The 24,933-nt window shown below is 72.0% G+C and carries 30 protein-coding genes and 1 pseudogene; 20 read left to right on the forward strand and 11 right to left on the reverse strand.

The features are described from left to right. Positions 1 to 69: 69 nt before the first annotated feature. From C4T42_RS32280 to ruvA, 8 genes and pseudogenes are all read right to left on the reverse strand, one after another. Positions 70 to 471, reverse strand: coding sequence for a DUF2809 domain-containing protein (locus C4T42_RS32280; protein ID WP_042675207.1), 402 nt, complete (start codon positions 469 to 471; stop codon positions 70 to 72). Positions 472 to 525: 54 nt separating this feature from the next. Beyond that, positions 526 to 1,389: pseudogene (locus C4T42_RS32285) on the reverse strand (DUF817 domain-containing protein); the annotation flags it as partial. A gap of 52 nt (positions 1,390 to 1,441) precedes the next feature. Next, positions 1,442 to 2,089, reverse strand: coding sequence for an alpha-ketoglutarate-dependent dioxygenase AlkB (locus tag C4T42_RS03240; protein ID WP_020091489.1), 648 nt, complete (start codon positions 2,087 to 2,089; stop codon positions 1,442 to 1,444). Beyond that, positions 2,090 to 2,728, reverse strand: coding sequence for a 2,3-bisphosphoglycerate-dependent phosphoglycerate mutase (locus C4T42_RS03245; RefSeq protein ID WP_026604675.1), 639 nt, complete (start codon positions 2,726 to 2,728; stop codon positions 2,090 to 2,092). It abuts the gene before it with no gap. Positions 2,729 to 2,745: 17 nt separating this feature from the next. Next, positions 2,746 to 3,543, reverse strand: coding sequence for a 4-hydroxy-tetrahydrodipicolinate reductase (dapB, locus tag C4T42_RS03250; RefSeq protein WP_020091487.1), 798 nt, complete (start codon positions 3,541 to 3,543; stop codon positions 2,746 to 2,748). 119 nt (positions 3,544 to 3,662) lie between these two features. Next, positions 3,663 to 4,160 carry a bacterioferritin gene (gene bfr / locus C4T42_RS03255; protein ID WP_012317139.1) on the reverse strand — a complete coding sequence of 166 codons (498 nt, stop codon included), beginning with the start codon at positions 4,158 to 4,160 and terminating at the stop codon, positions 3,663 to 3,665. Positions 4,161 to 4,204: 44 nt separating this feature from the next. After that, positions 4,205 to 4,477: a (2Fe-2S)-binding protein gene (locus C4T42_RS32290; protein ID WP_083916283.1), complete on the reverse strand. Its 273-nt coding sequence runs from the start codon at positions 4,475 to 4,477 to the stop codon at positions 4,205 to 4,207. 193 nt (positions 4,478 to 4,670) lie between these two features. Continuing rightward, complete coding sequence (ruvA, locus tag C4T42_RS03265; RefSeq protein ID WP_020091486.1) at positions 4,671 to 5,288, reverse strand: Holliday junction branch migration protein RuvA; 618 nt, start codon at positions 5,286 to 5,288, stop codon at positions 4,671 to 4,673. A gap of 131 nt (positions 5,289 to 5,419) precedes the next feature. Between ruvA and C4T42_RS03270 the strand changes: the two genes are divergently transcribed. The 16 genes from C4T42_RS03270 (at position 5,420) to C4T42_RS03345 (ending at position 19,122) form a co-directional block, all read left to right on the forward strand. Further along, positions 5,420 to 6,052 carry a YceI family protein gene (locus C4T42_RS03270; RefSeq protein ID WP_020091485.1) on the forward strand — a complete coding sequence of 211 codons (633 nt, stop codon included), beginning with the start codon at positions 5,420 to 5,422 and terminating at the stop codon, positions 6,050 to 6,052. 197 nt (positions 6,053 to 6,249) lie between these two features. Next, entirely contained in the window at positions 6,250 to 6,654 is a 405-nt protein-coding gene (locus C4T42_RS03275) for a hypothetical protein (RefSeq protein WP_234081062.1), read from the forward strand. 189 nt (positions 6,655 to 6,843) lie between these two features. Beyond that, positions 6,844 to 7,158 (forward strand): 50S ribosomal protein L21, encoded by a 315-nt coding sequence (gene rplU, locus C4T42_RS03280; protein WP_010683509.1) that lies wholly within the window; start codon positions 6,844 to 6,846, stop codon positions 7,156 to 7,158. Positions 7,159 to 7,242: 84 nt separating this feature from the next. Further along, on the forward strand, positions 7,243 to 7,509 hold the full coding sequence (gene rpmA / locus C4T42_RS03285) for a 50S ribosomal protein L27 (protein ID WP_012317134.1): 267 nt from the start codon (positions 7,243 to 7,245) through the stop codon (positions 7,507 to 7,509). 186 nt (positions 7,510 to 7,695) lie between these two features. Beyond that, positions 7,696 to 8,292, forward strand: coding sequence for a GNAT family N-acetyltransferase (locus tag C4T42_RS03290; RefSeq protein ID WP_020091483.1), 597 nt, complete (start codon positions 7,696 to 7,698; stop codon positions 8,290 to 8,292). Positions 8,293 to 8,380: 88 nt separating this feature from the next. After that, the gene (gene obgE, locus C4T42_RS03295) at positions 8,381 to 9,409 is read left to right on the forward strand and encodes a GTPase ObgE (RefSeq protein WP_020091482.1); all 1,029 of its coding nucleotides are present in this window, start codon (positions 8,381 to 8,383) and stop codon (positions 9,407 to 9,409) included. 70 nt (positions 9,410 to 9,479) lie between these two features. Next, entirely contained in the window at positions 9,480 to 10,595 is a 1,116-nt protein-coding gene (gene proB, locus C4T42_RS03300; protein WP_020091481.1) for a glutamate 5-kinase, read from the forward strand. 158 nt (positions 10,596 to 10,753) lie between these two features. Next, a complete protein-coding gene (locus tag C4T42_RS03305) occupies positions 10,754 to 12,052 on the forward strand; it encodes a glutamate-5-semialdehyde dehydrogenase (RefSeq protein WP_020091480.1) in 1,299 nt (432 codons plus the stop codon). 19 nt (positions 12,053 to 12,071) lie between these two features. Further along, entirely contained in the window at positions 12,072 to 12,731 is a 660-nt protein-coding gene (locus tag C4T42_RS03310; protein WP_026604674.1) for a nicotinate-nucleotide adenylyltransferase, read from the forward strand. A 75-nt stretch (positions 12,732 to 12,806) separates the two neighbouring features. Next, positions 12,807 to 13,193 carry a ribosome silencing factor gene (gene rsfS, locus C4T42_RS03315; RefSeq protein WP_081636441.1) on the forward strand — a complete coding sequence of 129 codons (387 nt, stop codon included), beginning with the start codon at positions 12,807 to 12,809 and terminating at the stop codon, positions 13,191 to 13,193. Positions 13,194 to 13,208: 15 nt separating this feature from the next. Then, positions 13,209 to 13,703 (forward strand): 23S rRNA (pseudouridine(1915)-N(3))-methyltransferase RlmH, encoded by a 495-nt coding sequence (rlmH, locus tag C4T42_RS03320; RefSeq protein ID WP_020091477.1) that lies wholly within the window; start codon positions 13,209 to 13,211, stop codon positions 13,701 to 13,703. 12 nt (positions 13,704 to 13,715) lie between these two features. Then, positions 13,716 to 15,071 carry a peptidoglycan DD-metalloendopeptidase family protein gene (locus tag C4T42_RS03325; protein ID WP_020091476.1) on the forward strand — a complete coding sequence of 452 codons (1,356 nt, stop codon included), beginning with the start codon at positions 13,716 to 13,718 and terminating at the stop codon, positions 15,069 to 15,071. Continuing rightward, a complete protein-coding gene (locus tag C4T42_RS03330) occupies positions 15,071 to 16,408 on the forward strand; it encodes a S41 family peptidase (RefSeq protein WP_020091475.1) in 1,338 nt (445 codons plus the stop codon). Before C4T42_RS03325 ends, C4T42_RS03330 begins: the two co-directional genes overlap by 1 nt. Before the next feature lie 175 nt (positions 16,409 to 16,583). Further along, a complete protein-coding gene (locus C4T42_RS03335) occupies positions 16,584 to 17,819 on the forward strand; it encodes a divergent polysaccharide deacetylase family protein (RefSeq protein WP_020091474.1) in 1,236 nt (411 codons plus the stop codon). A gap of 94 nt (positions 17,820 to 17,913) precedes the next feature. Then, the gene (locus C4T42_RS03340; RefSeq protein WP_020091473.1) at positions 17,914 to 18,468 is read left to right on the forward strand and encodes an RNA pyrophosphohydrolase; all 555 of its coding nucleotides are present in this window, start codon (positions 17,914 to 17,916) and stop codon (positions 18,466 to 18,468) included. A gap of 24 nt (positions 18,469 to 18,492) precedes the next feature. Then, complete coding sequence (locus C4T42_RS03345) at positions 18,493 to 19,122, forward strand: DUF2939 domain-containing protein (RefSeq protein WP_020091472.1); 630 nt, start codon at positions 18,493 to 18,495, stop codon at positions 19,120 to 19,122. A 29-nt stretch (positions 19,123 to 19,151) separates the two neighbouring features. Here the strand turns inward: C4T42_RS03345 and C4T42_RS03350 are convergent, their stop codons facing one another. Together C4T42_RS03350 and C4T42_RS03355 are read right to left on the reverse strand one after the other, a co-directional pair. Next, positions 19,152 to 19,538 carry a hypothetical protein gene (locus C4T42_RS03350; RefSeq protein ID WP_020091471.1) on the reverse strand — a complete coding sequence of 129 codons (387 nt, stop codon included), beginning with the start codon at positions 19,536 to 19,538 and terminating at the stop codon, positions 19,152 to 19,154. Between the two features lie 24 nt (positions 19,539 to 19,562). Then, positions 19,563 to 19,994: a response regulator gene (locus C4T42_RS03355; RefSeq protein WP_020091470.1), complete on the reverse strand. Its 432-nt coding sequence runs from the start codon at positions 19,992 to 19,994 to the stop codon at positions 19,563 to 19,565. A gap of 207 nt (positions 19,995 to 20,201) precedes the next feature. Here C4T42_RS03355 and C4T42_RS03360 point away from each other — a divergent pair, with 207 nt between their 5' ends. The 4 genes from C4T42_RS03360 to C4T42_RS03375 all read left to right on the forward strand — a co-directional run bounded on the left by C4T42_RS03360 (position 20,202) and on the right by C4T42_RS03375 (position 23,848). After that, positions 20,202 to 20,876 carry a YoaK family protein gene (locus C4T42_RS03360; RefSeq protein WP_042669541.1) on the forward strand — a complete coding sequence of 225 codons (675 nt, stop codon included), beginning with the start codon at positions 20,202 to 20,204 and terminating at the stop codon, positions 20,874 to 20,876. After that, positions 20,873 to 21,886 carry a hypothetical protein gene (locus tag C4T42_RS03365; protein WP_020091468.1) on the forward strand — a complete coding sequence of 338 codons (1,014 nt, stop codon included), beginning with the start codon at positions 20,873 to 20,875 and terminating at the stop codon, positions 21,884 to 21,886. Before C4T42_RS03360 ends, C4T42_RS03365 begins: the two co-directional genes overlap by 4 nt. A 92-nt stretch (positions 21,887 to 21,978) precedes the next feature. Beyond that, on the forward strand, positions 21,979 to 22,503 hold the full coding sequence (locus tag C4T42_RS03370) for a DUF2937 family protein (RefSeq protein ID WP_020091467.1): 525 nt from the start codon (positions 21,979 to 21,981) through the stop codon (positions 22,501 to 22,503). Between the two features lie 106 nt (positions 22,504 to 22,609). Then, entirely contained in the window at positions 22,610 to 23,848 is a 1,239-nt protein-coding gene (locus C4T42_RS03375; RefSeq protein ID WP_091924401.1) for a peptide ABC transporter permease, read from the forward strand. A gap of 4 nt (positions 23,849 to 23,852) precedes the next feature. Here the strand turns inward: C4T42_RS03375 and C4T42_RS03380 are convergent, their stop codons facing one another. After that, positions 23,853 to 24,866 carry an alpha/beta hydrolase gene (locus tag C4T42_RS03380; protein ID WP_020091465.1) on the reverse strand — a complete coding sequence of 338 codons (1,014 nt, stop codon included), beginning with the start codon at positions 24,864 to 24,866 and terminating at the stop codon, positions 23,853 to 23,855. Positions 24,867 to 24,933 lie beyond the last annotated feature (67 nt).

Here is a 24,933-nt window from a genome sequence, read left to right on the forward strand (position 1 = left end):
CCGGTTCTCCTGGTGGACCCAACTTTGGGTTAGTCCGCACCCGATGGGTCTGCCGGGCGACCTGTTCTGTCAAGCCGGCAACGCGGCGCGCCTGCGTTCACGATGAAGGGAAAGCGCGAGCGCGGCGGCGGCGCCGATCCCGACGCCGTAGGCGAGGAGATTCCACGGCGAGAAGATGGAGCCGAGGAGGAGCTGACCCGGCAGGGTCGTCCGGAAGGCGTCGAAGGCCGGCGTGTGGACGAGCCGGCTGCTCTCGATGAGCGCGGCGGCCGCGAAGGCGGCGATCAGGCAGGTGCGCAGGCCCCAGCTGCCGGGTCGCAGGGCCGCGACCAGAAGGAACAGCATCGCCCCCCACAGGATCCCGCCGCCGTAATGGTGGATCGCGAGCGGCAGGCCCCAGTGCGGCACGCGCAGCAGCAGGCCGAGGGCGATCACCGCGGCCGCGAGGCCGAGATGGGTCGCGCGGGCCATCGGCAGCTCCCGACGCGCGGGCGCGGCCAGCACGGCCGGCCAGGTCGCGATGCCGTTCACCCGCGCGACCAGCGTGTAGGACACGATCATCAGCAGGAACCAGGACGAGAGCTTGGCCACCGGGACGATGGACCAGTGCTGCCGCTGGTTCGGGTAGAGCCACGTGCCGGACAGTGTGCCGAGATTCTCGGCGAACCAGATGAACAGCGCGACGAGCAGCAGGCCGAGCAGGAGCGGCATGGTGCGGTGCTCCCGCCAGACCTTGAAGTACACGGTCGCGGGGGCGAAGGCCGCGACCGCGACCGCGATGAGTCCGACACGCAGGTCGATGCCGCGATGATCGATGAGGAAATTGACGTAGATCGCCACCGACAGGACCGCGAGCAGGCGCAGGCTCGGGTGCCGCGTGAACCGGAAATCGAACAGGCGCCAGACGCGGGCGAGATAGCTGCCGACCGCCGCGTACATGAAGCCCGTGAACAGCGGGACGCCGCCGAGCCGGAACAGGTTCGCCTCCGGGTAGACCCAGCTGCCGATCGCGGTCTTGTGGATCTCCATGGCCGTGCCGATGACGTGGAAGACCAGGATCACCCGGGCCTCCGACCACGTCTCCATCCGCAGCCGCAGCATCGCGACCTGGAGCACGAGGGCGGCGAGGAACAGCGCGTCGTACCGGGCGACGGGCGCGTGGGCCGGCCAGACGAGGCGCGTGCCGAGCATGAGCGCCAGGAGCAGGCCGCCGAACAGGCAGGCCCAGCCCTGCTTGAGCCCGAACCGGACGAACTCGTAGAGCCCGGCCGTGACGCGCCCGCGCGCCAGGACCGCCTCCTGGAGGCGGGCCTCGGCCGCGACGAAGCCGGCGAGCGCCGGCCACTGCGCTGCCGCGCTGACGCGCCCGCCGGGGATCGCCGGCGGCATCGCGGTCGGCACCGGCTCCGGATCTCGCTCGCGCGTCATGGCGTGTCGCGCATCATGGCGTGGCCGGCACCGTGACGCGTCGCAGGGTGAGATTGCAGCGGCCGCCCGGCGGCAGGAACCCGGGCCCGTCCGCCGCTTCCAGCAGGTCGCCGTCCGGGTAGAGCCGGTCGATGCCGTGGAAGACGAGCCGCGCGGCGCCACCCATCACCAGTGCGTCGCCGGCCTGCAGCCGGACCGAGCGGGTCGGGTCCGACCGGCTCAGGCCGCCGTAGCGGAACAGGGCCGCCGCGCCGAGGGACAGCGACACGACCGGCGCGGCGAGATCCGCCTCGTCGCGGTCCTGGTGGAGGCCCATGCGGGTCCCCGGCGCGTAGATGTTGACGAGGCAGGCTTCCGGCGGAGCCGGATAGGCCGCCAGCGTCTCCCAGGCCGCGCGGGCGGTCGGCGGCAGGGCCGGCCAGGGTCGACCGGTCTCGGGATGGTGCGGCTGGTAGCGGTAGCCCACGACGTCGGAGACCCAGCCGAGGGGTCCGGCATTCGACATCCGCACCGAGAACGGCTTGCCGGTGCGGGGCATGCGCGGCGTCACGGGCGGCGCCTCGGCGAGAACCGCGGCGATCTCCGCGGCGAGCCGCGCGCGGGCCGCCGCGTCGAGGAAGCCCGGATGGTGGATCAGGCCCGGTCCGAGTTCCGTCGCCACTCAGCGGTCCGCGTCGACGACCTGCTCCAGCACGGTCTTGGAGGCGACCGTGGTGTCGGCGTTCAGGCGGTAGACCAGCGGCACGCCGGTCCGGATCTGGAGATCGGGCACCTGCGCCTCGGTCAATCCGTCGAGGACCATCACCAGGGCGCGGAGCGAGTTCCCGTGGGCCGCCACCAGGACCCGCTGGCCGGCCATCACGCGCGGCAGGATCGTCGCGACGTAGCAGGGCAGAACCCGCGCGGCCGTGTCCTTCAGGCTCTCGCCGCCGGGCGGCCGCACGTCGTAGCCCCGGCGCCAGGCGTGGACCTGCGCGTCGCCCCAGCGGGCGCGGGCCTCGTCCTTGTTGAGGCCGGAGAGGTCGCCGTAATCGCGCTCGTTGAGGGCGCGCTCGCGCAGGACCGGGATCTCGGACAGGCCCATCTCCTCGAGGATCAGCGCACAGGTGCGCTGCGCGCGGACCAACTCGGAGGTGAAGGCCACGTCGAACCCGTAGCCGTCCCTCTTGAGGCCGCGCCCGGCGGCCCGGGCCTCGGCGACGCCGCGTTCGGTGAGGTCCGGGTCGCGCCAGCCGGTGAACAGGTTCTTCAGGTTCCACTCGCTCTGGCCGTGCCGGACGAGGATGAGGAGCCGCTCCATCGCCGTCGCGCCGCCGGTCACAGGCCGAGCACGTCGGTCATGGTGTAGAGCCCCGGCGGCTTGGGATGCGCCCAGAGCGCGGCCTTGACGGCGCCCGTGGCGAACAGGCCCCGGTCGGCGGCGTGGTGGCTGATCGTCAGGCTCTCGCCGGTTCCGGCGAAGATCACGCTGTGGTCGCCGACGACGCTGCCGCCCCGCAGGGTGGCGAAGCCGATATCGCCCGGCCGGCGGGCGCCGGTATGCCCGTCCCGGGTCGAGACCCGAACCGCCTTCAGGTCGACGCCGCGGCCCTCCGCGGCGGCCTCGCCGAGCATCAGCGCGGTGCCGGAGGGGGCGTCCACCTTCATGCGGTGGTGCATCTCGGCGATCTCGATGTCGAACTCGTCGCCCAGGGCCTTGGCGACCCGCCGGACCAGCGCGGCCATCAGGTTGATGCCGAGCGACATGTTGCCCGACTGCACGATGCGGGCGTGGTACGAGGCCGCCTTCAGCTTGACGAAATCGTCCTCCGAGAGGCCGGTCGTGCCGACGACGTGGACGATGCGCGCCTGGGCGGCGAGCTCGGCGAAGGCGACCGTGGCGGCCGGCGCGGTGAAGTCGAGGACGCCGTCGGCGCCCGCGAAGGCCGTGAGGGCGTCGTCGGTGACGGGAACGTCGAGGGGTGGCAGCCCGGCGAGGACGCCGGCGTCCTCGCCGAGCGCCGGCGAGCCGTCGCGCTCGATCGCCGCTGAGAGCGTGCAGCCCTCGGCCTGCGCCACCGCGCGGATCAGCATCCGCCCCATGCGCCCGTCGGCGCCGACCACCACGAGCCGCATCCCGTTCCCCAGCTTGCCGTCTCAGGCGGGCAGGAACGCGGCCGCGCCGGCCCCACCCCTGCCCGCATCACTGTCCGGGTCCCCGCTCCGCCGCGCGGGCGGCGGGAGCCCGGGCGCTGTCACTCCTTCTCGGGGGCGATCTGCTCGAGGCCGCCGATATGCTTCTGCGCGTAGAGCGGCAGGCCGATCTGCTTGATCAGCTCGAGCTGGGTCTCGAGGAAGTCGATGTGACCCTCCTCGTCCTCGGCCAGATCCTCGAAGAGGCGCTTGGACACGCGGTCGTTGATCGAATCGCAGTACTTCGCGGCCTCGAGGTAGAGGCTGCGGGCCTCGTTCTCGGCGGCGAGATCGGATTCCAGGATCTCCTGAACGTTCTGGCCGATCCGCAGCGGGTCGAGCTCCTGCAGATTCGGGAACCCGTCGAGGAACAGGATCCGGTCGATGAACCGGTCGGCGTGGTTCATCTCCTCGATCGATTCCTTGCGCCAGAACTTCGCCAGCTCGACGTAGCCCCAGTCATTGAGCATGCGGAAATGCAGCCAGTACTGGCTGACGGCCGTCAGCTCGCTGCGCAGGCCGCGATTCAGATACTCGATGACCTTGGTGTCGCCCTTCATGCCCCCGTACTCCTTACCGTGCTCTCAGGCGGGGGGTAGAAGCATCAGGCCGCGACTCCCTCATCCGCAGTTTGGAATTTCACCAAACTACAGGCGCTCGCGCAAGCCGTCGTGCAAGCATGGCTGCTCTCCGCCGCCGCGGCCTCGCCCAGCGCGGTCTGCATGATCGCGCGGATCGTGCGGGCGCAGCGCCCGCATTTCGGGCTGCAGCCGAGGCAGGCGTAGACCTGCGCGGGCGTGCGCGGGCAGCCGGGTCCGGGGGCGAGGCAGCCGCGCACGGCGCCGTCCGATAAGACGTTACAAGAACAGACGATCATGCGCGCCGCAAATCCCGTCATCCCCGTGCCCGCCGCGGTCGTCGACGACCGTCCGGGGCACCCGCGCCAGTTTAGAAGAATTGAAAAGTAGCTTGCTTTTCAATACCTTATTGGCGCGGGTCGACATGGCACCGCCGCCCGCGCGGGTCAAGGGCGTGCGATCTAAGTGCGCCCCAACTGTCAGGTCGGGCCGTCAGCGGGCGAGTTCGCGCAGGCCGAGCCGGATGAGCACCTTGGCCTCGGCGCCCTCCCCCGCACCCTTGAGCGCGGCCGCGATGGCGGCGGCGGCCTGGACCTGCGGGTAGCCGAGATTGACCAGTGCCGAGACGGCGTCCGCCACCGGCTGCGGGGCGGCGCCCTCCTCGACGGCGCCCGCAAGGGCGACCAGCGCGGGATCGACAGGCGCGAAGGCCGGGGCCTTGTCCTTGAGCTCGGCGGCGAGCCTGGCGGCGAGGCGCGGCCCGACGCCCGGGGCCCGGCTGATCGAGCCCTTGTCGCCGGTGGCGATGGCGCTCGCCAGCGCCTCGGGCTCCAGCACCGACAGAACGCCGAGCGCCACCCGCGCGCCGACGCCCTGGACGGTCTGGAGCAGGCGGAACCACTCGCGCTCGGCGTCCGAGCGGAAGCCGTAGAGGCGGATCATGTCCTCGCGGACGTGGGTCTCGATCGACAGCGCCGCGGGCTCGCCGACCTTGGGCATGCGCTGCAGGGTCCGCGCCGAGCAGTGAACGATGTAGCCGACCCCCGACACGTCGAGGATCACGAAATCCTCGCCGAACGAGTCCACGACGCCCTTGAGCTTGCCGATCATGCCACGCCTGCCGCTACCTCGGCTTGCCTACAGAACCGCGGCGGCCTTCGCCAGACGTGCTTGAGCGCGCAGGGAGATCATGAAATCACGGGCCCGCGCCGGCCGAGCTTGGCCGGTCACGGGGGGATGACATGCGCGCGCCACTTCTTGTCCTGATCGGCCTGCTCTGCGCCGGCCCGGCCCGGGCGGCGGACAACCCGGCAGCCCCGCCCGCACCGGTCGCGCCGAGCGCGGATCCGACGCAGGTCCGGCCCGGCAGCTACGTCCTCGATCCGGATCACGGCAAGGTCACGTGGTCGGTCTCGCATCTCGGCTACTCGACCTATTACGGCCAGTTCACCGGCCTGAGCGGCACGCTCCAGCTCGACCCGAAGGCGCCCGAGAAGAGCCGCCTCGAGGTGACTGTGCCGCTCGGCGGCGTCATCACCGGCAGCACCCGGCTGAACGAGCACTTCGCGGCCCCGGATTTCTTCGACACGGCCAAGTTCCCGAGCGCCACCTTCACCGCCACCAAGGTCGAGCCCACCAGCCCGACCACCGCGCGGATCACCGGCGACCTCAACCTGCGTGGGACGGTCCGGCCGTTCGCGATCGACGCCACCTTCAACCAGGCCGGCATCCACCCTGTGGACCAGCGCTACACCGTGGGCTTCGACGGGCGCGCGGTCGTCAAGCGCTCGGATTTCGGCATCAACGCCTACCTGCCGCAGCTCGGCGACGAGGTGAGCCTGCGCATCGAGGGCGAGTTCAAGGCCGCGCCCTGACGGCCGGTCTGTCTGCCGACCGCGGGCCGACGCGGCGGGTGACGCCCCGTCGCCGGACGTGTAGTCAGCCGCCGTCGCGGCGCCGCGGCGAGGGGCGCGCCCAAGGGAACGCGCGTCTCCCGGTCGGCGCCCGGCATCGTCGCGAAGGTGCGGGTGCGCCACCGCGCCGATCGATGCTTACCCTGGAGGTCTCAGCCGTGCGGCGTGTCGGTGTCCCCACCCTTGCCCTGACGCTAGCCCTGACGCTGAATCTCGCGGGGACGGCCGCCGCGCAGGCGCCCGCCGCGCCGGCCAATCCGGCCGCGCCGGCCTCGGCCCTCGACAATTACGCCTCGGCGGCGGCCACGACCATCATCGCCGAGCAGGCCTGCCCGGGCGTGCAGGTCCGGGCCGGCCAGCTGACGACGCTCCGCCTCGCGGCACGCGTCAATGCCGGGCAGGAGGCGATCCTGGAGGAGAAGCTGCGCACCCGCGCCACGCAGGTGCGCCAGCAGCTCGCCGCCGACGGCCGGGAGACGTGGTGCGCGCAGGCCCTCGCCGCCTTCGGCCCGGCGGGCAGCGTCGCGAAGGGCATCCTGGCGACCGGCGCGCCGATCCGGTGACACCGCCCGGCAGGCCGCCGCGGATTGACACGGCGCCGCCGCGCCCGTACTGACCCCGCATGGCGCGCGGCCTCAGCTGGGGTCCGCGCGTTTCGCGTTGTCCGGGCCGAACGCCCGTTCAATGACTTCAAACAAGAAGCCGGTCCAGGGGCAGCCGCCCCGGAGGCCGTTCGAGAACACGAGAGAACGATGTTCGCAGTCATCAAGACGGGCGGTAAGCAGTACCGCGTCGCCGCCAACGACACCATCACCATCGCCTCCCTGGCGGGCGAGGCCGGCGAGGCCGTGACCTTCGGCGAGGTCCTCCTGTTCGCCGACGGCGCGGGCGCGACCCAGGTCGGCGCCCCGACCCTGTCGGGCATCAGCGTCACGGGCGAGATCGTGCGCCACGGCCGCGACAAGAAGGTCATCGCCTTCAAGAAGCGCCGCCGGCAGAACTCCCGCCGCAAGCGCGGCCATCGCCAGGACCACACGGTCGTGCGCATCACCGGCATTTCGGCCTGACGCACGCCAGACGCTGGGCGCGTACGGTCCTGAGGGACCGATCCGCGACCGCATCCACGCCACTCAGAATTCGGAGCTCATCCCATGGCACACAAGAAGGCTGGCGGCTCGTCCCGCAACGGTCGCGATTCGGAAGGCCGGCGCCTCGGCGTCAAGAAGTTCGGCTCGGAGGCCGTCATTCCGGGCAACATCATCGTGCGTCAGCGCGGCACCAAATGGCATCCCGGCGCCAATGTCGGCATGGGTAAGGACCACACGATCTTCGCGCTGGTACCGGGCCATGTCCGCTTCGAGACGCGCCGCGGGCGCGCCTTCGTAGGTGTTACCCCGCTGGCCGAGGCCGCGGAATAAGAGGCGGGCGCCCTGAGTGGCGAAGCTGGCGTCCCGCCCGGTGTCCCACACCGGACCGGAGACGTCGTTGCCGAGCCCCTGACGGGCCAGGTCGGACGGAACACCGGGGAGGATGGGACGCCATCCTCCCCTTCGTCGTCTTGAGGCGGTGCCCCGGAGCCGGGAGCGCCGCCCTGCGAGGGCACGATGTTCCCCGATCTGACCCGTGATGACGTTTTCCGGATCGAGACGCGGCGGCTGTGGCTGCGCTGGCCGACCGCCAAGGACAGGGACGCGATCCTGAAGCTGGCCGGCGACCCGTCGGTCGCCGCGATGCTGGCGCGGGTGCCGCACCCGCTCCCGGCCCCGGAGGTGGACGCGTTCCTGCTGCAGGCGCGCTCGCGGAACGCCGCCGGTTCGGCGCTCACGCTCGCCCTCGCGCCGCGGGCGGCGCCGGGCAGCCTCATCGGCGTCGTCAGCATCGAGGGGCGGAGCGACGGACCGCCGGAACTCGGCTACTGGCTCGGGCAGCCCTACTGGGGCAGCGGCCTGATGGCCGAGGCCGTGACGGCCCTGTGCCACGCGTTCTTCGCCTATACGGGCGGGACGGAACTCGCCGCCTCGGCCCGCACGGTCAACCCGGCGTCCCGGCGCGTGCTGGAGACCTGCGGCTTCGCGCAGGCCGGCAGCGCGATCCGGCCCTTTCCGGCGCGCGGCGCGGACCTTCCGGTCGATCTCTTCAGCCTCGACCGGCAGCGCTGGCAGACTCCGCCGTCCGAGCCGGCGATGACGCGGGCCGCCTGAGGCGGCCCCGCGGCGCCGGACTGGCCGGCGGCCGCCGACAGGGTGATGGTGCGGGTCGCGAATCCGCGCCCGACAAAGGATTCAGGTCGTGAAGTTCCTCGACGAAGCCAAGGTCTATGTCCGCTCCGGTGATGGCGGTCCCGGCTGCGTCTCGTTCCGGCGCGAGAAGTTCATCGAGTTCGGTGGACCGAACGGCGGTGACGGCGGCCGCGGCGGCGATGTCTGGGTGGAGTGCGTCGAGGGTCTCAACACCCTGATCGACTACCGCTACCAGCAGCACTTCAAGGCCAAGAAGGGCGAGCACGGCATGGGCTCGAACTGCCACGGCGCCAACGGCGCCGACACGGTCCTGAAGGTCCCGGCCGGCACGCAGATCTTCTCCGAGGACGGCGAGACGCTGCTCGCCGACCTGACCGAGGTCGGCCAGAAGATCCGCCTCGCCAAGGGCGGCAACGGCGGCTTCGGCAACGCCTACTTCACGACCTCCACGAACCGGGCCCCGAAACACGCTAATCCCGGCCTGGAAGGCCAGGAGATGTGGATCTGGCTGCGGCTCAAGCTGATCGCCGATGCCGGACTCGTCGGGCTCCCGAATGCCGGCAAGTCGACCTTCCTGGCGAGCGTCACCGCGGCGAAGCCGAAGATCGCCGACTACCCGTTCACGACACTGCATCCCGGCCTCGGCGTGGTTCGCTCGGACGGGCGCGAGTTCGTGCTCGCCGACATCCCGGGCCTGATCGAGGGCGCCCACGAGGGCGTCGGCCTCGGCGACAGGTTCCTCGCCCATGTCGAGCGCTGCCGGGTGCTGCTGCACCTCGTGGACGGCACGAGCGAGCATGCGGGCAAGACCTACAAGCTGGTTCGCGGCGAGATCGAGGCCTACGGCAACGGCCTCGCGGAGAAGCCCGAAGTCGTGGCGCTCTCGAAGACCGACGCGCTCGACGCCGACACGCTCAAGAGCCAGGTGGCCAAGCTGAAGCGCGCCGCCGGCCGCGCGCCGCTGGTCCTGTCCTCGGCGAGTCGGAAGGGCGTTCCCGAGGCGCTACGCGCGCTTCAGGCCGAGATCGATGCCAGCGCCGAAGCCGAGCGGAAGCCGGCGGCCGCCTGGCAGCCGTAGCCCTCGACCGACTGTTCAAAGGGCGGGTCTTGGTTCACACCCGCCCCGAACGCGCCGTCCCGCAAGAATCATGATCCCTGCCCTCGAAGAATTCCGCCGCGTGGTCATCAAGGTCGGCTCGGCCCTGCTGGTCGACCGCAATGCCGGCCGCCTCCGCCACGCCTGGCTCGCCGCGCTGGCCGAGGACATCGCGGAGCTGCACGGGCGCGGCGTCGACGTCCTGGTCGTGTCCTCGGGCAGCATCGCCCTCGGCCGGACGGTGCTGGGCCTGCCGCCCGGCGTCCTGCGCCTGGAGGAGAGCCAGGGCGCGGCCTCGGTCGGACAGATCACCCTCGCGCGCCACTGGGCCGAGGCGCTGGGCCATCACGGCATCGTCGCCGGCCAGATCCTCGTGACGCCGCAGGACACCGAGGAGCGCCGCCGCTACCTCAACGCCCGTGCCACCGTGCTGAAACTCCTGGAGATGCGCGCGGTGCCGGTCGTGAACGAGAACGACACGGTGGCGACCTCGGAGATCCGCTACGGCGACAACGACCGGCTCGCCGCCCGGGTCGCCACCATGATCGACGCCGACGTGCTGGTGCTGTTCTCGGACATCGACGGCCTCTACACGGCGCCGCCCCAGAGCGATCCTGAGGCGCGCCACCTCGCCGTGGTCGATCGGATCACTCCCGAGATCGAGGCGATGGCCGGCGGCCCGGCCTCCGAGCTGTCGCGGGGCGGCATGCGCACCAAGGTCGAGGCCGCCAAGATCGCGGCCTCGGGCGGCACGCACCTGGTCATCGCGGACGGGCGCGGGAAGAACCCGCTGAAGGCCGTGCGGGACGGGGCGCGCTGCACGTGGTTCCTCTCGGGGTCCACGCCCACGGCCGCCCGGAAGACCTGGATCGCCGGCTCGCTGGAGCCGCGCGGCACCCTGACGATCGACGCGGGCGCCGAGCAGGCGCTCCGGAGCGGGGCCAGCCTGCTTCCCGTGGGCGTGCGCGCGATCGAGGGCAGCTTCTCCCGCGGCGATGCCGTGATGATCCGCGATCCGGAGGGCCGGATCCTCGGCCGCGGTCTCGTGGCCTATGACAGCGCCGAGGCCGCGCTGATCATCGGTCATCCGAGCGCGCGCATTCCGGAACTGCTCAATTATCCCGGTCGCGCCTGGATGGTGCACCGCGATGACTTGGCACTATTCTAGAAATCGTCGACACAAGCTAATCTATTTACAATTTTTGTCTCGATGATCGCCACCGTTCCCGGCCCGGCACTCTTGTCGAGACGGCGTTCGATGTGCAAATACGGCGCTCTCCCCCGTCCGGGCCGCGCGCGCGGCCGTCGACAACCGAGGACGCCAGCGTGCCCGTCCTGAACCTGAGATCGGACTTCGCCGAGGCCGACGCCCTTCCGGAGCAGATGGCGGCGATCGGCCGCCGCGCGCGGGCGGCGGCGCGGCGCATGGCGCTGGCCTCGGCGCGGACGAAGGACGTCGCGCTCAAGCTGATCGCCGAGCGGATCCGCGCGAGCCGCGACGAGATCCTGGGCGAGAACGCCCGGGACGTGGCCGCCGCCCGGAGCGCTGGCCAGACCGCCGCGCTGATCGACCGTCTCACGCTCGACCCCGGGCGCCTCGCGGCCATCGCGGACGCGGTCGAGAAGGTCGGGTCGCTCGCCGACCCGGTCGGGCGCCAGCTCGCCGCGATCGAGCGGCCGAACGGCCTCCTGATCGAGCGCATCGCGGTGCCGCTCGGCGTCGTCGGCGTCATCTTCGAGGCGCGCCCCAACGTGACGGCGGATGCCGGCGCGCTCTGCCTCAAGGCCGGCAACGCCGCGATCCTCCGGGCCGGCTCGGACAGCCATCGCAGTGCGATGGCGATCGCGAAGGCCATGAGCCGCGGGCTCGCCGATGCGGGCCTGCCGGAGGACGCGATCCAGCTCGTGCCGACCCGCGACCGCGCCGCGGTCGGGCTGATGCTCGCGGGCCTCGACGGCTGCGTCGACGTGATCGTCCCGCGCGGCGGCCGCGGCCTCGTGGAGCGCGTCCAGGCCGAGGCGCGCGTGCCGGTCTTCGCCCATCTCGACGGTATCAACCACGTCTACGTCGCCGCGGCGGCGGACCTCGACATGGCCCGCAGCGTGCTGCTCAACAGCAAGATGCGTCGCACCAGCGTCTGCGGCGCAGCCGAGACCCTGCTGGTCGACCGCGCCTGCGCGGCGACGCATCTCGCGCCGCTGGTCCAGGCCCTGCTCGACGCCGGCTGCGCCGTCCGGGGCGATGCCGCGACGCGCGCGGTCGATCCCCGTGTGACGGACGCTTCCGAGCAGGACTGGCACACCGAGTACCTCGACGCGATCATCGCGGTGCGGGTGGTGGACGGGATCGAGGCCGCCATCGAGCACATCGAGACCTACGGCTCGCATCACACCGACGCGATCATCACCGAGAACGACGCCGAGGCGACCCGTTTCCTGGCCGAGGTCGACTCGGCGATCGTCACCCACAACGCCTCCACGCAGTTCGCCGACGGCGGCGAGTTCGGCTTCGGGGCCGAGATCGGCATCGCCACGGGGCGGATGCACGCGCGCGGGCCGGTGGGCGTCGAGCAGCTGACCACGTTCAAGTACCGGGTCCACGGCAGCGGCCAGATCCGCCCGTGACGCGCACTGACGGTTCGGCGTGCGGCTGACCCTGCCGCCGAGCGCTCCCGGCATGCGGATCGGCCTCTACGGCGGATCCTTCAATCCCGCCCATCTGGGCCACCGGCACGTGACGCTCGCGGCCCTGCGTCGGCTCGGGCTCGACCGGGTCTGGTGGCTGGTGAGCCCGGGGAACCCGCTCAAGAGCCGGAGTGCTCTCCCCTCCGTCGCGGCGCGGTGCGATCAGGCGCGCCAGATCGCCCGGCACCCGCGGATCGCCGTGACCGGGATCGAGGCTGCGCTCGGCGTCCGCTTCACGGTGCAGACGCTGCGCTTCCTCACGCGCCGGTGCCCGGGCGTTCACTTCGTCTGGGTCATGGGAGCCGATTCCCTCGGGACCTTCCATCGCTGGAAGGGCTTCGCCGAGATCGCCCGCCTCGTGCCGATCGCCGTCATCGACCGGCCCGGCTTCACCATGACGCCGCTGAGTGCCCGCGCGGCCCGACGCCTGGCCGGTGCCCGGGTCCCCGAGGCGGCGGCGTCGACGCTCGCGCTGCGGTCGCCGCCGGCCTGGATGTTCCTGCACGGGCCGCGCTCGACCCTGTCGTCCACGCAGATCCGCGCGCGCACGGGTCGGGGGACGGCGCCGCCGAAGCCTGCGCGGTTGCAATCGCGGCCCGATACCGCCAATTTCACCTGATCCCGCAAGGCCCGACGTCGCCGTGCGGCAGAACGAGGAACCAGGACTCTGCCCGAAACCAGTCACACGGAGACGATCCGCACCCCCGTCCAAGCCCCGGTCGAAGCCGGTCAGGCGCGCTCGGACGACCTGAAGGCGCTCGCCCTCGAATGCCTCGACGACATGAAGGCCGAGGAGACGATCGCGATCGATCTGGCCGGCAAGACCTCGCTCGCCGACACGATGATCATCACGTCGGGTCGCTCGCAGCGTCACGTCGGCTCGATCGCCGACAAGATCATCCAGGAAATGAAGAATCGTGGCTACGGGAACGCCCGGGTCGAGGGCATGCCGGCCTGCGACTGGGTGCTGATCGACGCCGGCGACGTGCTGGTGCACATCTTCCGCCCCGAGGTCCGCGGCTTCTACAATCTCGAGAAGATGTGGGGCGCCGACCGCCCCGTCGGGATCGCGGCCGGCTAGGCCGGATCCGAATCCGTGCGCCTGGTCCTGGCCGCGGTCGGACGGCTGAAGGCCGGGCCGGAGCGCGAACTCGCGTCACGATATCGCGACCGCGCCGCGCAACTCGGACGCGGCCTCGGCTTCCCGTCCTGCGACAGCGTCGAGATCCCGGAATCCCGCGCCCGCCGCGCCCCGGACCGGTGCGTCGAGGAGGCGGCGGCGCTCGCGACCCATCTGCCCGCGGGCGGTGTCCTCGTCGCCTACGACGAGCGCGGTCGGGCCGATCTCGCCAGCGAGGCCATGGCCGAGCGCGTCGCCGCTTGGCGCGACGCGGCCCGGCCGGCCCTGGTCGTGGTGATCGGCGGCCCGGACGGGCTGGACGCCTCAATTCGGACGCGCGCGGAGCTGATCCTGTCGTTCGGGGCCGCCACCCTGCCCCACGGACTCGTTCGCGTGCTCGCCCTCGAACAACTCTATCGCAGCCTCACCATCCTGGCCGGTCACCCGTACCATCGCGGTGAGGCGGGCTGAGCGGCCGTGAGGATGTCCGAGCCCGAGTCGAAGCCTGGGTCGCGGCGCGCGCGCGCGGCACTCGCCCTGCTGGCCGCGCTGTCGATCACTGTCGCCGCGCGCGCCGAGACCCCGAAGCCCACGGATCCCGAGGCGATCCAGCGGGCCAACGAGGAGCGGGAGCGCCGGGCCGAGAACCTGAAGCGCGTGCAGGACGCCCTCGCCGCCAGCGCCGGACAGCGCGCGCAGTTCGAATCCGAGATCGCGGCGATCGGGTCCGACCGCGCGAAGCTCGACACCGCCCTCCTCGACGCGAATCGACAGGCGCAGGCGACGGAAGACCGCCTCAGCCGCCTGGAGGAGCGCCTGAAGGCGATGAGCGAGAGCGAGGCCGCGATCCGGCACTCGCTGCAGGGTCGGCGCGGCATCGTCGCCGAGATCCTGGCGGCGCTCCAGCGGATGGGCCGCCGCCCGCCGCCGGCGGTGCTGGTGAGCCCCGAGGACGTGCTGGCCGCGATCCGGACCTCGATGCTGCTCGGTGCCGTGGTGCCGGAACTGCGCGGCGAGGTGGACACGCTCGCGGCCGATCTCGCGGAAATGATCAGGCTGCGCGGTTTGATCGCGCAGGACAAGGAAGGCCTCTCGAACGACCTCGCCGGCTGGGCGCGCGAGCAGCAGCGCCTGCAGGCCCTGGTCGCCGCCCGGCGCGCGCGGCAGGCGGAGGTGGAGAGCGGCCTCACGGCCGAGCGGCGCCGCGCCACCGAGCTCGGCGCGCAGGCCAAGAACCTGAAGGACCTGCTCGACCGCACAGAGGCGGAGGTCGCCGCGGCGAAGCGCTCCGCCGAGGAGGCCAAGGCTGCCGCGGAGCGCGAGGTGCGCATCACGCAGGAGCGGTTCGCCGCGGCCGGCTTCCGCGATCCGGCGCGGCTCGCGCCCAAAGTGCATTTCGCCGAGGCGCGGGGCGAAGTGCCGCGGCCGGTGAGCGGACGCGTCGCACGCGGCTTCAATCAGCCCGACGGCAACGGCGGGACGACCCGCGGCGTGTCGTTCACGACCCGCCCGAAGGCGTCGGTCTCGTCCCCGGCCGACGGGTGGGTGCAGTTCGCCGGGCCGTTTCGGTCCTATGGCCAACTCTTGATCATCAACGCGGGCGACGGCTACTATCTTCTGCTCGCGGGAATGGACCAGATCAGCGTCGAGGTCGGTCAGTTCGTGCTCGCGGGCGAACCGGTCGGCAGCATGGGCGACAGGGGTGGGGGTCCCGGCGGGTCCGAGGGTGATCCCACGCTCTACGTCGAGTTCAAGAAGGACGGCGGCTCCATCGATCCGGAGCCGTGGTGGGCGAAGAGCCCGAATAATACGGTACTTGGCGAGAAGGTTCGCGGCTGATGCGCAAGACTTCCCTGATCATGCTCGGCGCCTTCCTCGGTGCCGGAACGTCCATGGTGGCGACCCAGACCGACTTCTTGTCGGGTCCGCGGGCCGTGGCCGCCTCGGCCGAGACCTACCGCCAGCTCAGCCTGTTCGGCGACGTCTTCGAGAAGGTCCGCACCGACTACGTCGAGAAGCCGGACGAGTCGAAGATGATCGAGGCGGCCGTCAACGGCATGCTGACGTCGCTCGACCCGCACTCGAGCTACATGGACGCCAAGGCGTTCCGCGACATGCAGACCACCACCCGCGGCGAGTTCGGCGGCCTCGGCATCGAGGTCACGATGGAGGACGGCTTGATCAAGGTCGTCACGCCGATCGACGACACCCCGGCGGCGAAGGCGGGCCTGCTCGCGAACGACATCATCACGCAGATCGATGACGACCAGGTCCAGGGCCTCACCCTGAACCAGGCGGTCGACAAGATGCGCGGCCCGGTCAACTCGAGCGTCAAGCTCAAGATCAGCCGCAAGGAGTCGAAGGACCCGATCGACGTCACGCTCACCCGCGACGTGATCAAGATCAAGCCGGTGCGCTCGAAGATCGAGGGTGGCGACGTCGCCTACATCCGCCTGACCCAGTTCAACGAGCAGACCTTCGACGGGATGCGGGCCGCCATCGACAAGCTCACGGGCGAGATCGGTGCCGACAAGATCAAGGGCTACATCGTCGACCTGCGCAACAACCCGGGCGGGCTGCTCGATCAGGCCGTGATGGTCTCCGACGCCTTCCTCGATCGCGGCGAGATCGTCTCCACCCGCGGCCGCAACCCGGACGAGACGCAGCGGTTCTCGGCCAAGGCCGGCGATCTGACCAAGGGCAAGCCCATCGTGGTGCTGGTCAACGGCGGTTCCGCCTCGGCCTCCGAGATCGTGGCCGGCGCCCTTCAGGATCACAAGCGCGCGACCATCATGGGCACGCGCTCCTTCGGCAAGGGCTCGGTCCAGTCGATCATCCCCCTCGGCGGCTCGGGCGCCCTCCGGCTCACCACGGCGCGCTACTACACGCCGTCGGGCCGCTCGATCCAGGCCAAGGGCATCGAGCCGGACGTCGAGGTCACGCAGGACGTGCCGGACGAGCTCAAGGGCAAGGACGAGACCAAGGGTGAGGCCGGGCTGAAGGGCCACCTGAAGCAGAAGGACACCGACGAGCGCGGCGGATCCTCCGCCTACGTCCCGCCGGATCCGGCCAAGGACAAGCAGCTGATCTCGGCCGTCGACTTCCTCCACGGCATCCAGAAGGGCGCCGCCAACGGCACGCCCGCGCAGCAGCAGAAGCCGAGCCTGCCGAACTGATCGCGCGGTAACCCCGCGCCGCTCTGACCCGATCCCGTCCGGCCTCCCGCCGGGCGGGATTTCCCGTTCTGGGACCGGGCGTTAGCGGAACGTTAACCATACCCGGCCGCAATGGATGCGAGGGTTGGGACCGCGCCGACCGGCGCAAGAACCGCGATCCCGTATCGAGAGCCGCTTGACCGAGTCCACCGACGATATCCTCACGCGCCCCCTCGGGGTGCCGGAGGCGGCGCCGGAGCAGCCCGCAGGCCGGATCGGACGGCTGATCGCGGCTGCCCGCAGGCCCCAGGTCGCGGCCGCGGCGCTCGCGGCCGGCTTCGCGGTGGCGGCCGGCCTGGTGCTCGCGCTGGGCGACCCCCAGGGCGGTGAACCCCGGGTCCAGGTGGCGATCGCGACGCGCGAACCCGCGCCCCATCCGGCCGCACAGGCCCCCGTCGCCCAGCAGCCCCAGGTCATCACGACGGCGCCGGGAACGGCGCCCCTCCAGCGCAGCGCCGAGGAGGTCGAGACCGCGTCCGGCGTGACGGTCGTGCGCCCGGCCGGCAGCGGGCCGAGCGAGGCGGTGGTGATCCGCGTGCCGCCGCCGAGCGCCCCCCGTCTCGCCCAGGCCCCCGACCCGCGGATCAGCGAGGCGGGCCGCCACGGTCTCATGCCGAAGCTCGGCGAGGGCCGCATCCGCGCCCTCGACGTCTACGCCCGGACCGAGGAGGCCGGCAGCGGGCCGCGCATCGCGATCGTGGTGACCGGTCTCGGCGTCGGTCAGGCCGCGACCGCGGGCGCCACCGCGCGCCTGCCCGCCGCCGTGAGCCTCGCCTTCCTGCCCTACGGGGGCGAGGCCGAGCGCGCCGCGGCGCGCGCGCGGGACGCCGGCCACGAGATCTTCCTGCAACTCCCGATGGAACCCTTCGACTATCCCGACAGCGATCCGGGTCCGCAGACGCTGCTGTCCGCGCTGCGGGGACCGGAGAACGCGGACCGCCTCGCCTGGGCGATGAGCCGCTTCCCGGGCTACGTCGGCGCGGTGAACTTCATGGGCTCCAAGCTGATGGCCGACGCGGCTTTCGAGCCGGTCCTGCGCGAAATCGGTGCCCGCGGTCTCGGGTTCCTCGATGACGGCACGGCTCCGAAACCCGCGGCGGCGCCCGCCAACAAGGGCAAGACGCCGGTGGCCCGTGCCGAGATCGTCCTCGACGCCACGCCGCGCGCCGACGCGATCGACGCCGCGCTCGCCCAGGCCGAAGCCCGGGCCCGCGCCAACGGCTTCGCCCTGGTCTCGGCGACCGGGACGCCGCTGAGCATCGATCGGATCGCCCGCTGGGCGAAGGAGATCGACTCGCGCGGGCTGCGCCTCGTGCCGGCGAGCGTGGCGCTGCGGGGCGCCCGCGACAAGCGGGTCTCGACTGCCGATTGAGCGTGTCCGTGTCCAAAGTCAGCGCAAGTAGATCCGGCGCCTTCCGGGCCGGTGAAGACTTGGTCGACGTTGCCGCCTCGCCTCCCCCTGACCTATGGTCGCCGCGATGGTAACGGATTCCGACCCGGGCATCGCCCTGCCCTACCGCCCCTGCGTGGGCATCGCCCTGATCGCGCCGTCCGGCGGCGTCTTCGTCGGGCGCCGCAGAAAGGATGCCGGTCCCGAGCACGTCGACGGTCCGCACATGTGGCAGATGCCGCAGGGCGGCATCGATCCCGGCGAGGACGCGGAGGCCGCCGCCCGCCGCGAGCTCTACGAGGAAACCAACGTTCCGCCTGAGGCCGTGAAGCTCCTGGCCGAGATTCCGGACTGGCTCCCCTACGATCTGCCGCCGGCGGTGATGAAGCAGGCTTGGAAGGGCCGCTACCGCGGACAGACGCAGAAATGGTTCGCCTACGGCTTCGTCGGCAGCGAGGATCTGATCGACGTGCTCCGGCCCGGCGGCGGCGCCCACAAGGCGGAGTTCGACGCCTGGCGGTGGGCGCGATTTTCCGAGCTTCCGGACCTGATCGTTCCCTTCAAGCGGCCGGTCTACGAGCGCGTCGTCGCCGCCTTCGCCGGCCTCGATCGATGGGCGGCGCGGTCATGACCGCGCGGACGGGGCGCTGAGGCCGTGCGCTGGCTCGCGGTCCCGGTCGCCCTCGCCCTGGCGTGGCTCGCCTTCACGATGAGCCCGCTCTGGTCGCTCTACGACCTGGCGCAGGCGGTGCGCCGGCACGATGCCGCCTATGTCGAGAGCCACGTGAACTTCCGGACGCTGCGCCTGTCGCTCGTCCGGCAGATAACCGCCGCGATGCGCGCGGCGTCCGAGACCGATCCCGACCTCGAGCCCCGCGACCGCCAGCGTCTCAACGACGCCGCCTACGGCCTCGCCCTGGCGCTCGCCGAGACGATGGTGACGCCGGAGACGGTGATGGACCTGCTGGCCAATGGCTGGCCCGACAAGCTCGACCTCGAGCGCCCGGCCGGCACACGGCCGGAGGGCCTGGTCATCCGCGGCCTCGGGCGGCTAATGCCGTACTACGCGGCCCTGGAGATGCGCGGCTTCCGCGCGGTCGTGATCCCGATCCCGCCGGAAGGGTCGCGCGCCGAGCGCACGCGGATCCGGCTGCGGCTGCGCGGCCTGAGCTGGCGCCTGGTGGATATCGAGATGGCGGAGATGCTGCGCGCGCAGATCGCCGCCAAGCTCAGCCGCGCCCTGGCACGCGCCAAGATCGGGGCCAGTGCCGGCGAGGAGCGCTGAGAGGGCGCGGCAGCCTGGACGGCGAGGCGCTATTTCGCCTTCGGCTCGCCCGGCGCGTTCTTGGGCTCGCGCGCCGCGGCCTTGGGCTCGCGCGCCTCGATCAGGTCCTCGGCCTTCTCCTCGTCGGTGTCGCCGCTCTGCTCGATAGTCTTGCCCGGATTAGCGAGCAGGGAGCGCACGATCCCCAGCAGAACCTCGCACTCGCCGGGGAACTTGTAGCTCTCGAGGACGATCGCGGCGTCGCGCAGAGTCCGCAGATCGCGCACCAGCTGGGCGTTGGCGTCCTCGCGCAGCTCGCTTTTCTTGGCGATAGCCTCCTCGATCTGCGCGCCCTTCACGTCGCAGGCGGCCCGGGCCGGCGATGCGACGACCGCGGCGGCGAGTGCGAGACCGAGTGCGGGAAGAGAGCGCCACATGGCGGGTATCCTCGAAGATCCAGTTCAGAGGGTGTGCAGGGGCGCGGCGCGCAGGACATCCTGCGTCAGCGCCACGAGTTGGCTCGGACGGTAGGGCTTCGGCACGAAGACCGAGCCCGGAACGGCCTCGCAGCCCGCCAGGGAAGCCCGGCCCCCGGAGGTGTAGACGACCGGGAGGTCGGGCGAGAGCCGGCGGGCGCACCGGGCGAGCGACAGGCCGTCCGTGTTGCGGGCCAGATCGATATCGGTGAAGAGCAGGTCGACGCTCTCCCGGGCCAGGATCGCCTCGGCTTCCCAGGCATCCGCGGCGGTGAGCACCCGGTACCCCTCTTCGAGGAGCGCCTCGGCGGCCAGCTCGCACACGGTCGGCTCATCCTCGACGACCAGGATCGTGGCGGCGCCCCGGTCCGGGACGGGTAGGGTCGGGCAGACGAACGCGGCGGCGAACGGAACCATGACGCAACTCCCACTCACCCGGCGGGGGCACGGTGTTCCCGAGCCGGATCGCTGGGGCAACGACCCCTTCCGACGCGGCGTTCACCGTGTTTGCATCGAATTGCTCGGGTTTGGTGAGCGGCGCGTTAACCGCGGCCCGTCACCCCTGAACGAAGGCATCCGAATGGTTAACAGAGCGTTACCGATCTGCGACCGCGGGGCCGAACCGTGAACCGCCCGGCTCAGTTGGGCGTCGGCCTGCTCCTCACCGGTATGGCCGGCTACGTCGACGCCCTCGGCTTCGTACGGCTCGGCGGCCTCTACACATCCTTCATGAGCGGCAACACCACGCAGCTCGCCGTTCTCGGCGCCCAGGTCGAGCTGCACCACATGATCCTCCCGGCGATCCTGATCCTGGCGTTCCTGACGGGATCGGTCCTCGGGAGCGGGCTGGCGATCCTGGTGCCGCCGCGCTGGACGACGCCGGCGGTCCTCGCCTACGAGTCGCTCCTGATCCTCGCCGGTCTGGGGCTCGGACTCCAGTCGCCCGAGCTCGGCGTCGCGGCCTTCTTCGTCGCCTTGGCGATGGGATCCCAGAACGCGGTCCTGGCGCAGGTGAAAGGCTTCCGGGCCGGCACCACCTTCGTCACCGGCGCGCTGTTCAGCCTCGGCCAGAAGATCGCGCAGGCCCTGACCCGCACCGGAGATCCGCTAGGCTGGCTCGGCGACGCCTCCGTCTGGATCTCGCTACTGTTCGGCGCCTACCTGGGCGCGCGGGCCTATCAGCAATTCGGTCTCTACGCGCTGATCGCCCCGGCGGCGATCTCGGGTGGCCTGGCGTTGATTACCGCCTTCCTGGTCTTGCGCACCGCGCCGCCGGCCGCAAATGTCCCCCCGACATGAGCAGCCCCGTCAGCAACCCGTCCCTCACCAGTCACGTCGCCACGCTGGAGCCCGGCGAGCACGTGCTCGCCGCGCATTTCCTGAAGGACGTGCCGGCCCTGGCGCTCAGCGACGGCACGGTCGCGCTGGTGCGGGAGGACGGGATCGCCCGCGTCGCCGCCCATCCCGACAGCGGGATCCTCGTCGCGGCCGGCGGAGTCGACCGGCTGCTCACCGGGGGCGACGACGGCCGCGTGGTGGCGATTCGCGCCGACGGCGCGACGGAGCAGCTCGGCCTCGCCAAGGGCGGCGCCTGGATCGACGCGCTCGCCGCCCATCCCGACGGTGCGGTGGCGTGGTCGGCCGGCCGGACCGTCGTGGCCCGCGACGCGAAGGGCCGCGAGAAGACCTTCGAGGCGCCGTCCTCCGCCCGCGGCCTCGTCTTCGCGCCCAAGGGCTACCGGCTCGGCGTCGCCCACTACAACGGCGTGAGCCTCTGGTACCCCAATCTGGAGACGCCCGCAGAGGTCATCACCTGGAAGGGCTCGCATATCGACGTCACGTGGTCGCCGGACGGGCGCTTCGTAGTGTCGACCATGCAGGAGAACAGCCTGCACGGCTGGCGCCTCCAGCCGGACCGCGGGCACATGCGGATGTCGGGCTATCCCGGCAAGGTCCGCTCGATGTCGTGGTCGTTCGACGGGAACTGGCTCGCCACCAGCGGGGCCGAGGCGGCGATCGTGTGGCCCTTCGACTCCAAGGAAGGTCCGACCGGCAAGGCCCCGCGGGAATGCGGCGTCCGCCCGGCCCGTGTCTCCCGCGTGGCGTTCCACCCGAAGGCGCCGGTCCTGGCCATGGGCTACGAGGACGGCTGCATCCTGCTCGTCCGCTTCACCGACGCGGCCGAGTTGCTGGTGCGACCGGCCGTCCAGGGGAGCGGCGTCACGGCGCTCGGCTGGGACGCGCGCGGCGGCCGCCTGCTGTTCGGCTGCGCCGACGGCAAGGCCGGCCTCCTCACGCTGCCGGGCTGAGACGCCGGGTCAGGGGTCGTCGCACCCGCGGCTGGAACCACCGCCCCGCGCATGCTCTTTGTCGGGGGTCGATTCCCCGCCGGAGGCCAGGCATGTTTCGCGTGTTCCGCACCTTCGGCCTCGCCCTCGGCCTGCTCGGAGGCTTGGTCGCCGCGCAGGCCCCAGAATTCGCGCAGCAATACGCGCAGCGCCTCGGGGGCGCCGCGGACGAGCTCCGTCGGCAGGTGGCGGTCCTCGAATCCGACGCGCAGGCGTCCGGGACGACGCGCGAGGGCGCCGTCGACCGGCTGCGCGCCAACCCGGACCAGCTCGTCGCCCGCCGCGGCGAGGCCGCGCGGGCCGACATCGCCCGTCTCGCCCGCCTGAGCGCCCAGCAGCAGGCCCTGAGTGCGGCGACGAGCCCACTCGGACGTGTGGTGGCGATGCTCCGCGACCCTGACGTGCCGGTGGCCGAGGCCGCCTATCACGACTTCAGCCCGGCCGTGCCCACGAACGCCGACGGCTTGGCCGCGGGTCTGATCGGGTTCTTCGTCGCGTGGGGCGGCTGGCGCGTCGCCTCGGATGTCGGCCGGCGGGCCGCACGCCGGCGCCCGCGGGAGACCGCGACCGTCGCCTGAGCGCCGTTCGCGCGGGCCAGACTGTGGCGCAACGTCTACAGCAGCTTGCGCGAGCCTTGCGTATCGAGCAGGGATCCGGCCGTCCCGGTCCGGGAGAAGGCGCAAGATGCCGCGCGCGTCGAACTCCACCACCATCGATCCGGCGCTCGACGCCGCCGCGCTGCTGCGGCGTATCGGCTTCTTCGGCCTCTTCGTGGTTCTCCCCGTCCTCGCACAGGTCGCCCGCCGCGCCTCGGTGATCCTCGCGCCGATCGCCGTGATCCTCCTGATCATCGCCAGCGTCATCGACCGGCGCCAGCGTCCGGTCCGACCGGCGACCTATCGCCTCCTGACGGCTCCGGCCTTCCTGGCGGGCATGCTGGTCGTGCTGTGGTCGGCGCTCTCGCTGACCTGGACGCCCTTCCTCGGGCCGGCGCTAGAGCGGCTGGCCAATCTCGGCGCAACCATCGGCCTCGCCCTCCTGGGCTACCTCGCCCTCCCCGACAGGATGCGCTCGGCCAACCTCTACCTCCTGCCGCTCGGTGTCGTGGCAGGCGCGATCGTGGCGATCATGCTCGGGCTGTTCGGCGCCCACATCGCGCCGCCCGGCGTCGAGGATGACGGGGCCCTCGATCGCGGCCTCGTCCTGCTCATCCTGCTGCTCTGGCCGGCCCTCGCGTGGCTGCGGTCCCGCCGCCGCGACCGGGAGGCGCTGGGCCTCGCGCTGCTCGTCGCCCTGGCGCTCACGGTCCAGCCAGACGGGACGCAGATCGCCGCCCTGTCGGTCGGTGCCGTCGCCTTCGCGGTGACGAGCTACCGGCCGAGGCTCGGGGTGACGCTCACCGCTCTCCTCTCGGCCGCCCTGCTGGCGGCGGCGCCGTTGCTCCCCTTCCTGGCGCGGCCGGTTGGCGCCGCTCTCTTCGGGCCGGTCGCACCCGCGGTGCTGTCGCTGAAGAGCTGGCAGAAGGTCGTCACCTCCGATCCGGTGCGGCTGATCACCGGGCACGGCTTCGAGACGGCCCTGCGCGGACGCCTGGTCGGCCTCCTGCCGGCCAACGCACCGACCACGGCGCTCTTCGAGTTCTGGTACGAGCTCGGCATCGTCGGCGCCCTCGCCGCCGCCTTCGCCCTCTACGCCTCGATCCGGCGGGCCGGCCGGGACGGCCCGGCCCTCGTTCCCGGCGCGATGGGCTGCTTCGCCGCCGCCTTCACGGTGGCCTGCCTGAGCGTCGGGCTGACTGCCGTCTGGTGGCTCACGACGATCGCCATCGCGATCGTGGTCTTCGTCGCGGTGGAGCGCGGCCAGTTCCGGACCAGCCGGCCGAAGGTCGCCAAGCTGCATCGCATGCAGACGCGGGGGGAGTGAGCGGTCAGGCGCGCAGGAAACCGTGCAGGCGGATCCAGGCCAGGAAAAGGCCCGGCCAGGCCGCCACGGGTGTCCCGGGCGCGCCGAGCCCGAAGCCGTGGCCGCCGCGCTCGAACAGGTGCAGCTCGGCCGGCACCCGCGCCTTGCGCAGCGCCGAGAACATCAGCAGCGGGTGGTCGGCCACGGCGACGGGGTCGTCGATCGCCTGGACCAAAAAGGTCGGCGGCGTCTCCGGCCCGACCTGCAGATCCACCGAGTAGGTCTTCATCTCGTCGGGGGTGACCTCGTCGCCGACCAGGATGCGGCGGGTCGCGGTCCGGTCGAACGGCTTGCGCATGGTGATGACGGGGTAGATCAGACCGGCCAGCACCGGCCGGGTCGGCTGGGCGTCGGCGGTGTCGACGCCCGCGTACAGGTCCCGGGCGCTCCCGACGGCGGTCTCGCCCATCAGGTGGCCGCCCGCCGAGAAGCCGAGGACGCCGACCCGCGCGGGATCGATGCCGAACTCAGCGCCGCGCGCCCGGACCAGCCGGAGGGCGCGCTGCGCGTCCTGCCGCGGCGCGTCCGGCCCCGAGCCCCAGCCCTCCGCGGGCAGGCGGTAGACGAGGAGGAAGACCGTGATGCCGGCGGCGTTCAGGACGCGGCCGACCGGGACGCCCTCGTTACCGAGGGCGATGAACTCGTAGCCGCCGCCCGCCGCAACGATCATCGCGGCGCCGTTCGGGTTGGCCGGACGCATGACCAGCAGACAGGGCCGCGCGACCCGGGTGACGTCGCCGAAGGTCCCCTCGACGTAGCGGTAGCCGTCCGGGTTCGGCCCGTCACCGCCGCCCGGCGGCGCGCCGGGCCACAGCTCGATCACCTGCAGATCCGCGCCGGGCAGCGAGCGCGGCAGAGCCCGGATCGACTCGTGCGGCGCGGGCTGCGGTGCCGTCTCCGCCGGCCCTTCCGCCCGGGCGTTGCGCAGCCCGAGGACGCTTCCGAGACCGGCGAGCAGGAGACGGCGGTCGAGGCGCAAAGGCATCTCCCGGGTGAGGCCGCGCGCGGGACCGCCCCCCGGCGAGCCCGGCTCCCGCGGGAGCGCG

Source organism: Methylobacterium sp. 190mf (genome assembly GCF_900107945.1).
Classification (GTDB): Bacteria; Pseudomonadota; Alphaproteobacteria; order Rhizobiales; family Beijerinckiaceae; genus Methylobacterium.